Below are 14,104 nucleotides of genomic sequence, written 5' to 3'. Positions count from 1 at the left end.
AAATGTAATGATTTTTAATTATTTGCACATTCATTCTATAATAAAAACGGTTACATGTCCATTAGGGAGATACATAAAAAGAGTGGGAAATTCCCACTCTTTTGTGATTTGTTCATATTATTTTAAGATTTACAAATTATTTAATGATATTTAATGCTTTACCGACGCGTTCATAAATTGCTAAAGCATCGTCTAACATTTCTTTAGTATGCGCAGCAGTTGGCATATTACGTACACGTCCTGTACCTTTTGGCACAGTTGGGAAGACGATAGATTTAGCATATACGCCTTCTTCCATTAAACGTTTAGAGAATTCTTGAGTTGTTTTCTCATCACCGATAATACATGGAGTAATAGGTGTTTCTGAATGACCGATATCGAAACCTAATTTTTTAAGGCCGTCTTTTAAGTAGTTACCATTTTCCCATAACTTATCATGTAATTCAGTAGATTCCATTAAAATATCAATTGCTTCAGTTATCGCACGCGTATCTGATGGTGCTAATGAAGTAGAGAATAAAAATGGACGTGAAGCAACTTTTAACCAGTCGATTAAATCTTGTGTTCCAGCTACATATCCGCCAACAACACCGATTGCTTTTGATAAAGTACCGATTTGGAAATCAATCTTATCCTGAAGACCGAAATGTTTCACTGTTCCTGCACCTTTACCCATTACACCACTACCGTGTGCATCATCAACATAAGTGATTAAACCGAATTCTTCAGCAATTTCAACGATTTCTGGTAATTTTGCAACGTCTCCATCCATAGAGAATACACCATCAGTAATATACATTACTTTTTTGTAAAGTCCAGATTCAACCGCTTCTTTTGCTTTCGCACGTAAATCGTCCATATCTGAGTGGTTTACACGGATGATCTTCGCTTTAGATAAACGACATCCGTCGATGATAGATGCATGGTTTAATTCATCTGAAAGAATTGCATCTTCTTTATTCATAACTGCACTAATTGCTGCCATATTACAGTTAAATCCTGATTGGTATGCAATTGCAGCTTCAGTACCTTTAAATTCTGCTAATTTTTCTTCTAATTGAACGTGTAAATCTAATGTACCATTGATTGTACGTACTGCACCTGCACCAACACCGTGTGAGTCTACAGCTTCTTTAGCGACTTTCTTCATGCGATCATTTGTAGCTAAACCTAAATAGTTATTAGATGAAAGGTTGATTAATTCTTTACCTTTAATTTTAATGATTGGACCGTTTGCGCCTTCAACAACATTAATTTCATTGTATAGACCGTTGTCTTTTAAATAATTTAAATTCTCTGTTAAGAACTGTTCTAATACTTTAGACATTTTAAGCACCCCTTGAATGTAATTTTCATTTACATCATAACATAAGTTATAATGAACTGCTATTGAATAAGTAAACGGTTTCGGCCAGATTAAGAAGTTTAAATATTCTAATTTCTCTGTTACACTAATAACATTATACTGTAGAGGAGTGAGCCACTTGGATATCCAGCAGCTCGTACAAAATGAAACGGAGCAACTTATAAAAGACCGCAGATTTTTACATATGCATCCAGAACTGTCTTTTGAAGAAACAAATACTTATGCATTTATTCTTGAGCAATTACAGCAGCTCAAACATTTCTCGATTAGAGAACGTGTCGGTGAGAAAGGATTAGTGGCAACCATTTCAAATGGTAGTGGTGCTTCAATCGCTTTGCGTGCTGATTTTGATGCACTGCCGATTCAGGATCAAAAAGACGTCCCGTACAAATCACAAAATGATGGTGTTATGCATGCCTGTGGTCATGATGGTCATACTTCTATTCTGCTAGGAGTAGCACGCATATTAGATAAACACTTCGACAATATTAATGGAACCATTGTTCTACTTTTCCAATTTGCTGAAGAACTTGCTCCAGGTGGTGCAGAACCAATGACCAATGATGGTGCCCTTGAAGGCGTGGATAGAGTTTACGGCAATCATCTATGGTCACCTTTTGAACATGGAGCGATACATTGTAAATACGATGCGATGCTGGCTAGTCCGGATATGTTCGATATCACAATACAAGGAAAAGGCGGACACGGTGCTCATCCTGATACAGCAATAGATGCGATTGTGGCGATGGCAACATTTATTACAAATATACAGACTATCGTTTCCAGAAATGTTCCCCCAACAAGTGAAGCCTTACTTACTATCGGAAAAGTTGTTGCTGGTAATGCATTTAATATTATAAGCGATAAGGCTTTTTGTACCGGCACAGTGAGAACATTCGATTCTGAAATAAAAACGCTGATAAAAACAGCGATGGAAAATGAATTAAAAGGACTATCGATTGCAAAAGGATTAACATACACATTAGATTATATCGACGGTTATCCTGCTGTTATCAATCATAATGAATGTGTGGATGTTATTAAACGTGCCTCAGAACGTTCCGGGTTATCCTTTAATGAAATGGAACAAGTGATGATTGGTGAAGATTTCTCATACTATCTACAGCATAAGCCAGGCGCTTTCTTCTTTACCGCTGCTGGTAATAAAGAACGTGGCATAACTGCACCTCACCATCACCCTTTATTTGATTTTGATGAATCTGCAATGAATGATGCTACAAAATTATTTTTAAATATATTATTAGAAGAAGGTGTACTATGTTTAAACAAATAGAGAAGTATTATGACGAACTTGTAGCATTACGTCGTCATTTTCATATGAACCCTGAACTATCATTTCAAGAAACGGAAACGCCCCAGTTTATCGCTGATTACTTATCTGATTTAGGTATTGAAGTCGAAACCGGTGTAGGTGGACGCGGTGTCGTAGGACGATTAATTAAAAATCCTGATTTACCTACACTTGCTATTCGTGCTGATTTCGATGCATTACCTATTCAAGATGAAAAAGAAGTGCCTTATAAATCACAAGTTCCAGGTGTTATGCATGCTTGTGGGCATGACGCACATACAGCGGTTCTACTTATTACAGCGAAAATCCTATCAGAAAACTTTGATAAACTGAACGGAAATTTAGTATTCATTCATCAGCATGCTGAAGAGGTTGATCCTGGTGGTGCAATACAAATGATAGCAGACAATTGTTTAAGTGGTGTGGATGCTATTATCGGTCAACATGTGTCAAGTTCTTTAGATGTAGGAAAGATTGGTTATAAATATGGGACAGCTACAGGCATCCCTGATGATTTCTGGATTACCATTCAAGGCAAAGGGGGGCACGCCGCACATCCAGATACGACGATTGATCCAGTTGCAGCAACAATACGCTTATGTAATGATCTTCAATATATTGTTTCACGTAAAACAAATCCAACGACTCCTGCAGTGCTATCTATTACACAATTAGAAGCAGGTGATCAGAACAATGTTATTCCAGATACATCTAAAATAGCTGGGACAATAAGAACATTTAATGCAGAAACACAAAATTTAATGTATAAAGAACTGAAAAAATGTCTGGAAGGACTCGTAACAACAATGGGAATCACTTATGAATTAAAATATTTAAAAGGATATCCTCCAGTTGTAAACACTACAAACGAAACAGACTTAATTGTTAGTGCTGCTCGCAAAATAGAGAGCGTAGAAGAACTTGTTGAACTTGAGCCTTCTCTAGGCGGAGAAGATTTTTCTTATTACTTGCAACGCGTTCCAGGTTCATTTTTCTATACTGGTACACGTAACGAGAACTTTAAGGCAGATTTCCCTCATCATCATCCAAAGTTTGATATTGATGAAAGAGGTATGTTGAATGCAGTAAAAGTATTCTTACAAGCTACTGTTGATTACTTTGAACAAGGGGGGGCTGTAGATGACATGGTATAAAACGGTAGACCAATATAAAGAAGAGTTGATTGAAATAAGAAGATATTTGCATATGCATCCGGAACTCTCTTTTCATGAGACAGAAACAGCCGAGTATATCGCAAATTATTTAACAGCGCTAGATATTCCAGTAACGCGTAATGTTGGAGGTAATGGGTTATATGGTGTGATAGAAGGTAAATTACCTGGCCCAACAGTATTACTCCGCGCGGATTTTGATGCATTACCTATTCAGGATTTGAAAGACGTACCTTATAAATCAAAAGTACCGGGTGTAATGCATGCTTGTGGGCATGATGGTCATACAGCAATGCTGCTGATTACTGCTAAAATCATAAAAGCACATCAAAGTGAACTTAAAGGAACAGTCATTCTTTGTCATCAACATGCTGAGGAAGTTTTACCAGGTGGTGCTAAATCAATGATTGAAGCAGGTGTTTTAGATGGGGTAGACTACGTATTTGGCACACACACTTCAAGCAACCTGGAAAGTAATGCAGTGAGTTTTGTTACCGGTCCTTCATATGGATTTGCCGATGCATTTACAATTGATATACATGGATTAGGCGGACATGGTGCTGCGCCACATACGACACATGATGCAGTTATCGCAGCTAGCTACTTAATCACACAACTACAAACCGTTGTCTCTCGTAGCATCGATCCGATTAAAACAGGTGTATTAACGATTGGAGAATTTAAAAGTGGCAATGCCTTTAATGTTATTGCAGAAACTGCGCATTTAAGCGGTACATTGCGCACGTATGATAAATCGATTAAAGATGTAATGATAGAAAGAATAAATGAAATAATCGAAGGTATTGAAAAGAGCTTTAATGTTAATATTACATTAAACTACACAGACGGTTATCCTGCATTAATTAACAGTGAAAAAGAAACATTATGGCTTAAAAATTTAAGTGAAGCTATTTCAGAAATTGATGAAGTATTAGAAGGAACACCATCTCTTGGTGGTGAAGATTTTGCTTACTTTCTTCAGGAAAGACCAGGATGTTATTTTAACACTGGAGTTAGAAATGAAACAATACAAGCTGATTTTCCACATCATCATCCAAAATTTGATATGGACGAAAATGGATTGCTCAATGGGGTTAGAGTATTTGTCAATTTAGCAGAACATATGGATACACTAGAAAAAGAATAGTAAAAATATAAAATAAAACCCACGAGGCGTCCCTCGTGGGTTTTAAAAATCACAAAAGTGATATTATTTTTCGATTACAGATACAACGCCTGATCCTACAGTACGTCCACCTTCACGAATTGAGAAACGAGTTCCGTCTTCAATCGCGATTGGAGAGATTAATTCAACGTTCATTTCAACGTTGTCTCCAGGCATAACCATTTCAGTACCTTCTGGTAAGTTAACTACACCAGTTACGTCAGTTGTACGGAAGTAGAACTGTGGGCGGTAGTTAGTGAAGAATGGCGTATGACGTCCACCCTCTTCTTTAGATAATACGTAAACTTCAGCTTTAAATTTAGTATGTGGAGTGATAGTTCCTGGTTTAGCTAATACTTGTCCACGTTGAACATCTTCACGTGAAACCCCACGTAATAATGCACCAATGTTGTCACCAGCTTCAGCGTAATCTAATAATTTACGGAACATTTCAACACCAGTTACAGTTGTTTTAGATGGCTCTTCAGTTAAACCGATGATTTCAATTTCTTCACCAACTTTAACTTGTCCACGTTCAACACGTCCTGTAGCTACTGTACCACGACCAGTGATTGAGAATACGTCCTCAACTGGCATCATGAATGGTTTTTCAGAATCACGTTCTGGAGTTGGGATGTACTCATCAACTGCATCCATTAATTCCATGATTTTTTCTTCGTATTTTTCTTCGCCTTCTAATGCTTTTAAAGCAGAACCAGCGATTACTGGAATATCGTCGCCAGGGAAATCGTATTCAGATAATAAGTCACGAACTTCCATTTCAACTAATTCTAATAATTCTTCATCGTCAACCATGTCAACTTTGTTTAAGAATACTACTAATGCAGGTACACCTACGTTACGTGATAAAAGAATGTGTTCACGAGTTTGAGGCATTGGACCGTCAGCAGCAGATACTACTAAGATACCACCGTCCATTTGAGCAGCACCAGTAATCATGTTTTTAACGTAGTCCGCATGTCCTGGGCAGTCAACGTGAGCATAGTGACGTTTGTCAGTTTCATACTCGATGTGTGAAGTATTGATTGTGATACCACGTTCTTTTTCTTCAGGTGCGTTATCGATTTGGTCGTAAGAACGAGCTTCCCCACCTAATTTTTTTGATAATACAGTTGCAATTGCAGCTGTTAAAGTTGTTTTACCGTGGTCAACGTGACCGATAGTACCAATATTGGCATGTGTTTTTGAGCGATCAAATTTTTCTTTAGCCATTTCGAAATCTCTCCTTAAGTTTAAGTTAATTTTTTAATATTACTCATGAGAGATTCTCACCCTCATGAGGGAATACATAATTCATTTATAAATCATTTAGTCTTAAATTGCAATATATTGAACTGTGCACCGTTCAAGTATTTACAGATTATTGACCTTTGTTTTTCTTGATGATTTCTTCTGATACTGATTTTGGTACTTCTTCATAGTGATCGAACACCATTGAGTAAGTTCCGCGACCTTGTGTATTAGAACGTAAGTTAGTTGCATAACCGAACATTTCAGCAAGAGGTACAAATGCACGAACAACTTGTGCGTTACCACGAGCTTCCATACCTTCTACGCGTCCACGACGACTTGTAACGTCACCCATAATATCACCCATGTATTCTTCAGGCATTACGATTTCTACCTTCATCATAGGTTCTAAGATTACAGGATCACATTTTTTAGCAGCTTCTTTTAAAGCTAATGAAGCAGCTACTTTGAAGGCCATCTCAGATGAATCGACATCATGGTATGAACCATCAAATAATTTAGCCTTAACATCGATTAATGGATATCCAGCCAATACACCGTTTTCCATTGCATCTTTAAGACCCGCTTCAACTGAAGGAATATATTCACGAGGAACTACCCCACCGACGATAGCGTTTTCGAATTCGAATCCAGCTCCAACTTCATTAGGTGAGAATTCAATATGAACGTCACCATATTGTCCGCGACCACCTGATTGACGTGAGAATTTACCTTGAACGGCAGCAGCTGTTTTAAACGTTTCACGGTATGATACCATTGGCGCACCAACTGTACATTCAACTTTAAATTCACGTTTCATACGGTCTACAAGGATATCTAAGTGAAGCTCACCCATACCACCAATGATAACTTGTCCTGTTTCAGGATCAGTATGCGCATGGAATGTAGGATCTTCTTCTTGTAATTTAACTAATGCGTTAGTCATTTTATCTTGGTCAGCTTTAGATTTAGGCTCAACAGATAAGTGAATAACTGGTTCTGGGAATTCCATTGATTCTAAGATTACTTGAACCTTTTCATCACATAAAGTATCCCCAGTAGTTGTATCTTTTAAACCTACTGCAGCAGCGATATCTCCAGCGTAAACTGTTGAAATCTCTTCACGTGAGTTAGCATGCATCTGTAAGATACGTCCTACACGTTCACGTTTGCCTTTAGTAGCATTTTGTACATAAGAACCTGAGTTTAATGTACCAGAATACACACGGAAGAATGTTAATTTACCTACGAATGGGTCAGTCATAACTTTGAACGCTAAAGCAGCAAATGGCTCAGAATCATCTGGTTTAGCGATGATTTCAGCATCTTTATCGTCAACTTCGTGACCTACGATTGGTTTAACATCTAATGGTGATGGTAAGTATGCAATTGCAGCATCTAACATTAATTGAACACCTTTGTTTTTGAATGCTGTACCAGCTAATACTGGGAAGAATTCAACATCACAAGTAGCTTGACGGATAGCAGCTTTCAATTCTTCAACTGAAATCTCTTCTCCACCTAAATATTTGTCCATTAAATCTTCGTTAACATCCGCAACAGCTTCAATTAATTGTTCGCGCATTGCTTCTGCATCTGCTAAGTATTCTTCAGGAACATCAGATACTTCAATGTCAGTACCTAAATCATTTGTATAAGTGTGTAATTTCATTTCAACTAAATCTACGATTGCGTTGAATTGATCTTCAGCACCGATTGGCATTTGAATTGGGTGTGCATTTGCTTGTAATCTGTCGTGTAAAGTACCTACAGAATATTTGAAGTCCGCACCTGTTTTATCCATCTTGTTGATGAATACGATACGCGGAACTCCGTATGTAGTAGCTTGACGCCATACAGTTTCAGTTTGTGGTTCAACACCTGATTGTGCATCAAGTACTGTTACCGCTCCATCAAGTACACGTAATGAACGTTCAACTTCTACAGTGAAGTCTACGTGTCCAGGTGTATCGATGATGTTGATACGCGTACCGTTCCACTGAGCTGTTGTAGCAGCTGAAGTGATTGTGATACCACGTTCTTGTTCTTGTTCCATCCAGTCCATTTGTGAAGCACCTTCATGTGTTTCACCAATTTTGTGGATACGACCAGTATAATAAAGAATACGTTCAGTAGTAGTCGTTTTACCAGCATCGATGTGGGCCATGATACCGATATTACGAGTGTTGCTCAAAGAGAATTCTCTTGTCATGGGTATTCTTTCTCCTTCCAGGATTGGTTTATTTTAAGAAAGTAGCCCTCAAGTAAATTGAAGACAGCAAGCTGTATACAATTACTAAAGGGTTAACTTTTATCTTACCAACGGTAATGAGCAAATGCTTTGTTTGCTTCAGCCATTTTGTGTGTATCTTCGCGTTTCTTAACAGCACCACCAGTGTTGTTAGCAGCATCTAAGATTTCGTTAGCTAAACGCTCTTCCATAGTTTTTTCACCACGAAGACGTGCGTAGTTTACTAACCAACGTAATCCTAAAGTTGTACGACGCTCAGCGCGTACCTCTACAGGTACTTGGTAGTTAGATCCCCCAACACGACGAGCTTTAACTTCTAATACAGGCATGATATTGTTGATCGCTTCTTCGAAAACTTCCATAGAATCACGACCAGAACGTTCTTGAACTAATTCAAAAGCGTTGTATAAAATCTTTTGAGCAGTACCACGTTTTCCATCGATCATAATTTTGTTGATTAATTTAGTAACTAATTTTGAATTATGAATTGGATCCGGTAATACGTCTCTTTTAGCAACAGGTCCTTTACGAGGCATATTAATATCCTCCTTCCTCAGTATATTTTTTTTATTTTTCGATGTCTAGTGAGAACACTACATTTACAAAAATGAAATATTCTCTAAACAGTAAGTGCATGATTTAAATTAAAATTATGCTTTTTTAGCTTTAGGTTTTTTAGCTCCGTATAAAGAACGTCCTTGCATACGGCCGTCAACACCTGAAGTATCTAATGCTCCACGTACGATATGGTAACGTACCCCCGGTAAATCTTTAACACGTCCTCCACGAATAAGTACTACACTATGTTCTTGTAAGTTGTGTCCGATACCAGGAATGTAAGCATTAACTTCAATATTATTTGATAAACGCACACGTGCATATTTACGTAACGCTGAGTTAGGTTTTTTAGGTGTCATAGTTCCTACACGAGTACATACACCACGTTTTTGTGGAGATGCTAAATCAGTAGCTTTTTTCTTATGACTGTTATAACCTTTGTTTAATGCAGGCGCAGTTGATTTTTTAACTTTTGAAGTTCTTGGCTTCTTAACTAATTGGTTAATAGTTGGCATTTTGAATGTCCTCCTCTCTTTTGTTTAATTCCACACATCCAGGTGGTTCATTTTTTAGGTAAAAAAAGATTTGTAAGAATACCGCCTTACAAAGCGGATTTCAAATGTGCAACAACAGTTGCTCTCACTTGAATGCCATATTGTTTACCCAGCGCGTCTTTAGACTTACTGAATTCAATAGGTAATTGCTTTTGGTATGCTAGTAATAGCACGGTAGTTAATAAGTGGATATTGGTATCGCACGCAATCTCAAGAGATGCTACACGATCCTTCTTAAGTGCTTTTACAGACTCCTTAAGTCCCACTACATATTGACTAGAGTGCATAACTTTTTCATTAGACATTGCAATCCTCCAAAGCTATTAAGTGCTACTCATCAACCTAAATAATACTATCATCATTTTAGGTATAAGTCAATTATATTTCAATATTTTTTTACTTTAATTACGTATTGCCTTCTTATCCAAAATAACATCAATATAATTCACGATGCCATAAGGTAATGCATCAATATTTTTCGTAAAGGTATCAACATATATTTTCCTTCTAACTTTTCTTATCGGTAAATATAAGTTTTTTTGAGTTAATCGTTTTAAATATTGATATCCCACGTTACTTGGCGCATCATTCTCTTTATAATATAAATCATTCATTATCTTATAGCCTTCTGTCAGTTGACCATACCATTCCTGGAATTTACACTGTCTCAATAGATCAATCGTTTTATAAGGTTGTAAACTATGATAATTCTCGTACATCCATACGAAATCAACATCAAGCGCCATTAAGTTTGTATTAATATACTCCAGGTAATCCATCTCGATAAATAGTAATTGAATGTCATCCTTAAGTAAACGGCGTTGCATCGCTTCAAAAAATACTTTTGTCTGGCTGTTCACAACAACTTTTAACGGGCGTAAAATTTGATTCTTGACGTCAAGCTTCACTTTTTCATCTAATGTTGTATTTGCAACATCCCTATTGATTTCTGTTTCCGTAAACTCTTCCATCGTCTCCATAAATATACGACTAATATATTCACGTTGCTTAATTGATAATTTTTTATGTGGATTAAATAAAAGAAACTCTTCCCCAATATTAATATAAACAACTTCATTATTATCTTTTTTATACGAATCAAAATGATTCTTCTCACTACGTTTATTCAAATATTTAATTCTTTCAATATCTGGCAAATGTCCTCTATAAAACAAATTATAACGAATCGTTAAACTATCTTCTGATAACTCATACAACTGATATGGCCCACTTCCAATTAAAGTGTGCGCATCAATGAGTCTGTAGATCGCACTATATTTCTGCGAAAGTAAATATTTAAAATATTTTGGACGCTTACTAAAATTAATAATAAGATAAAAATCGTTAATAACTTCAATATGTTCTATCTCAGAAAATAGCGCCGCAAACGGGCATTCTTCACTACCACAGTAATCGAGACTATCTTTTACGTCCATCGCTGTTAATAAAGAGCCATCCGACAATTTCACCTGTTTCTTCAGATGAATATGTAATGCGTCATCTTTCCATTCGTCTACGCTTACTAAACTGCGTATAATTTTTCCAGTGGCAGAAACACGATATAATGTATCAAAAAATTGATGACTTAATTGCGCACCTAAATAATCATTAATATGTGCAGGATGTAGATTTTCCGGCATTTGATGCACCCATTCAATGAGCTCATTGCTATCCTCGATTACCTCTTCGCTAATTTTATCATCGACGATTTCCTGTAATTTCACAAATGCATTATGACGCCAAGGCTGTTGCAAGACTTTTTGTAAATCCTTAACATTCATCATGTCGATATTGCGCTCAATATCATTGATAATCTCTGTCTGGATATCGCGTAAAATCTCTATTTTCATTTTATTACCGCGACCACGACCTGGCGTATAATCAATTAAACCTTCTTCATCCCATGTCTTCAATAAACGACTTAATTGTTTTGTAGAGATTAACATTTTCTCTGCAATAATATCCAGTGTGAAGTCATCGATATGATTTATATAATATTCTAGTTCAATAATACGTTGATCAATCATTATTTCTCCTCTTCCACAGATATAATCGAATCGTATTTAACGACTCCAAAGTCAGTTACCTCATAATCTTTAAAACTATCCATCGTCAACACTTTTTTCCCGAAGTAATCTAATATTACAATGAGTCCATTTTGGATTAAAAACTGTTCATAGTTATGTTCGGCATATTGCCAGTAATCTATCGCTTTATGCTGATAAATATACTGCAGATATTCACTTTCCTTATACTGCTTTGTCCATGTAGAAAACTTTTCACTGAGTAACAAGTTAAAATACTTTTGATGCATCGGTAAAGCTTCATTCATCATTACTACATCGACATCAAAATGCTCAAGTGGTTTAGTAATATAGTCTTCGATCGTTACTTCCACATATTCAAAGGACTTCACGCATGCATTAAACGTCTCAATCACTTTTCTTACTGTATCTCTGGACCCTTTAATTCCTAGCATTCTCAATTTATCAATAAATATTTCCGGCTGCTCTTCTCCTAATATTATGCGCGCAAGACGTTTACGTTCTTCAAGTGTCATATGACAATTCGGATTAAATGTCAGGAAGTCCATACTATATCTTATCCTCGTATGTTCCTCTTTTAAATCTTTTCGCTGCACAAAATCCTGATACTGATTCAAATCATTGATTAGCCATACATCCGTAATATCAGGGATTTTCGTCGTATAATATGGATTGAGTTTTAACATTAAAATATCAGGCTTTAATGAGTGAACAAAATATGGTCCGGTAAAGAGTATCTTATTGGCTTTTACTTTATAGATAGTCGCAAAATCCTGACTTAATATATATTTAATCAAATCACTTTTTTTACGCATAGAAATCTTGAGTTTAAAAGTATCTACCACTTCCACACTCAATACATCATTGAGTCCAGGTAAATCAGATTTCGCTTCAATTAAATTAGTCAAAACCTGGACAACATTATCAGCAAATAATAAATCACCATTTGAAAAATGAATATCCCTTTGCAGATGAATCATCAGATCATTGCCAATCCACTCATCAAAAATAACTAACGTCTTTCTAACTTCATTACCTTTTACGGTATATAATCTTTCTCCTACATTTGAAAGCACTGTCACTAAAGCAATATCTAACGGTTCTAACGGATGAATACGTTCTGGAATACGATACAGATAATCAATGAAATTAAACTGCTCCACAGAAAAATCACGACGACTGTACAGTACCTCTTCAATACATAAACGTAATATGCGCTTTGAATTTGCCGACATATCTAAAGACATAATGGACTGTAATTGCTGCACATCGTAATCTTCTAAATTTCTAATTAAATGATTGATGAATTCTGCTTCTATATTTTTAAGAAAATCAATTTGTGTGGCATTCCCTCGTCCAACACCACTGTTAAATAATATAAAGCCATCTTCACTCCACTTATTCATTAATCGAGATAACTGTCTCTGAGAGATTTCAAGGAAATCTGAGACAGCTTCACGTGAAAAATCATTATGTTGCATATATAAATAAAGCTTTAATAATTTTTCATCTACATCAACCATCTCAAATCTCCTCTCTCGTTATTTAAAAACTAAAACCACCTAATCCCGAAATAAAAGTAGGTAAAGCAGGGTCCGGAACATCTACTGGCCCTTTAACTGTAGCTACAAGAAAATCTTTCACATCTAAGTCTAAAGGATGTTTATCTACCGACTTATCATTATTAGCTTTCGCAACTTCGATATTCTCTTTGTCATCATGCTTAATCTTTTGATTATTATCTTTATGTTTTACATTATTATCTCTGTATACAATTGTACTATTTTCTGGTAATTTAAGAGGCTTCAGACCAATCAAAATGTCCAGAACATCATTACGTTCATCATCATTATTACTCTCCTCTTCAATAAGAGGAAGGTATGGATTACGTAATATTTCTGATAATGCTTCATAATGTTCTTCAAAAACAACACTACGTGTAACATCACCATCTGGTACAATACGCTCATCATCCGGTACTAATGTACCTGTCGGTTGATATGTCACATTGATATCTACCGGATTCACATCTGGAAAATCTACATCAATAATAGAACTGTCTCGACCTTCGGTTTCCACATTGTTATGATCTACAGGAGGGAGCACACTAGGTAATTCCGTAGACGATTGAGGTATAGATGACAACTCAACAGTAGACGGAACTATTACGACTGGACGCTCTGTTGTTGGACGGTCTATGATTGTTTCAGATGACGGCCTCTCTGTTGTCAGTCTTTCTGTCATTGGTCTTTCTACTATTGGTGTTTCCGTTGATGGAATAACTACTGTTGGCAATTCTGTTGTTAGTTCTAAAGTCGGCGCTTCTGTCGTCGGAATAACCACTATCGGTCTTTCTGTTGTTAGCACTTCCGTCATCGGAATCACTACAGTTGGCAACTCTGTCATTGGTTCTAACGTCGGTGTTTCCGT

12 protein-coding genes are annotated in these 14,104 nt (G+C 36.4%); 3 read left to right on the top strand and 9 right to left on the bottom strand.

Translation table 11 applies throughout. The annotated features are described in order from the left end of the window. Window positions 1-136: 136 nt before the first annotated feature. Window positions 137-1,327 (bottom strand): glycine C-acetyltransferase, encoded by a 1,191-nt coding sequence (locus JJJ02_RS12400; RefSeq protein ID WP_239243128.1) that lies wholly within the window; start codon window positions 1,325-1,327, stop codon window positions 137-139. A gap of 157 nt (window positions 1,328-1,484) precedes the next feature. Between JJJ02_RS12400 and JJJ02_RS12395 the strand changes: the two genes are divergently transcribed. The 3 genes from JJJ02_RS12395 to JJJ02_RS12385 are packed head-to-tail and all read left to right on the top strand — an operon-like array spanning window position 1,485 to window position 4,997. Beyond that, window positions 1,485-2,660 (top strand): amidohydrolase, encoded by a 1,176-nt coding sequence (locus JJJ02_RS12395; RefSeq protein WP_240839224.1) that lies wholly within the window; start codon window positions 1,485-1,487, stop codon window positions 2,658-2,660. Then, the gene (locus JJJ02_RS12390) at window positions 2,645-3,832 is read left to right on the top strand and encodes an amidohydrolase (protein WP_240839222.1); all 1,188 of its coding nucleotides are present in this window, start codon (window positions 2,645-2,647) and stop codon (window positions 3,830-3,832) included. The genes JJJ02_RS12395 and JJJ02_RS12390 overlap by 16 nt, the downstream gene beginning before the upstream one ends. Beyond that, the gene (locus JJJ02_RS12385) at window positions 3,819-4,997 is read left to right on the top strand and encodes an amidohydrolase (protein ID WP_111717041.1); all 1,179 of its coding nucleotides are present in this window, start codon (window positions 3,819-3,821) and stop codon (window positions 4,995-4,997) included. Before JJJ02_RS12390 ends, JJJ02_RS12385 begins: the two co-directional genes overlap by 14 nt. A 63-nt stretch (window positions 4,998-5,060) precedes the next feature. Here the strand turns inward: JJJ02_RS12385 and tuf are convergent, their stop codons facing one another. From tuf to JJJ02_RS12345, 8 genes are all read right to left on the bottom strand, one after another. Beyond that, entirely contained in the window at window positions 5,061-6,248 is a 1,188-nt protein-coding gene (tuf, locus tag JJJ02_RS12380; protein WP_111717039.1) for an elongation factor Tu, read from the bottom strand. A gap of 148 nt (window positions 6,249-6,396) precedes the next feature. Next, entirely contained in the window at window positions 6,397-8,478 is a 2,082-nt protein-coding gene (fusA, locus tag JJJ02_RS12375) for an elongation factor G (RefSeq protein ID WP_239243131.1), read from the bottom strand. A gap of 104 nt (window positions 8,479-8,582) precedes the next feature. After that, a complete protein-coding gene (gene rpsG, locus JJJ02_RS12370) occupies window positions 8,583-9,053 on the bottom strand; it encodes a 30S ribosomal protein S7 (protein ID WP_096077875.1) in 471 nt (156 codons plus the stop codon). A 114-nt stretch (window positions 9,054-9,167) separates the two neighbouring features. Continuing rightward, window positions 9,168-9,590 carry a 30S ribosomal protein S12 gene (gene rpsL / locus JJJ02_RS12365; protein WP_096077874.1) on the bottom strand — a complete coding sequence of 141 codons (423 nt, stop codon included), beginning with the start codon at window positions 9,588-9,590 and terminating at the stop codon, window positions 9,168-9,170. An 86-nt stretch (window positions 9,591-9,676) separates the two neighbouring features. Beyond that, window positions 9,677-9,934: a ribosomal L7Ae/L30e/S12e/Gadd45 family protein gene (locus JJJ02_RS12360; RefSeq protein WP_111717035.1), complete on the bottom strand. Its 258-nt coding sequence runs from the start codon at window positions 9,932-9,934 to the stop codon at window positions 9,677-9,679. A gap of 96 nt (window positions 9,935-10,030) precedes the next feature. Further along, the gene (locus JJJ02_RS12355) at window positions 10,031-11,656 is read right to left on the bottom strand and encodes an ABC transporter substrate-binding protein (protein ID WP_240839220.1); all 1,626 of its coding nucleotides are present in this window, start codon (window positions 11,654-11,656) and stop codon (window positions 10,031-10,033) included. After that, the gene (locus JJJ02_RS12350) at window positions 11,656-13,197 is read right to left on the bottom strand and encodes an ABC transporter substrate-binding protein (RefSeq protein ID WP_240839218.1); all 1,542 of its coding nucleotides are present in this window, start codon (window positions 13,195-13,197) and stop codon (window positions 11,656-11,658) included. The genes JJJ02_RS12355 and JJJ02_RS12350 overlap by 1 nt, the downstream gene beginning before the upstream one ends. A gap of 22 nt (window positions 13,198-13,219) precedes the next feature. Beyond that, the coding region (locus JJJ02_RS12345; protein ID WP_240839217.1) for a hypothetical protein at window positions 13,220-14,104 on the bottom strand (885 nt) is incomplete at its 5' end.

The sequence above is a fragment of the Macrococcus sp. PK genome, assembly GCF_022501545.1.
GTDB lineage: Bacteria > Bacillota > Bacilli > Staphylococcales > Staphylococcaceae > Macrococcoides > Macrococcoides epidermidis.
Note: the sequence above shows the minus strand (reverse complement) of the source record. Positions and strands in the feature narration are given on the sequence as shown.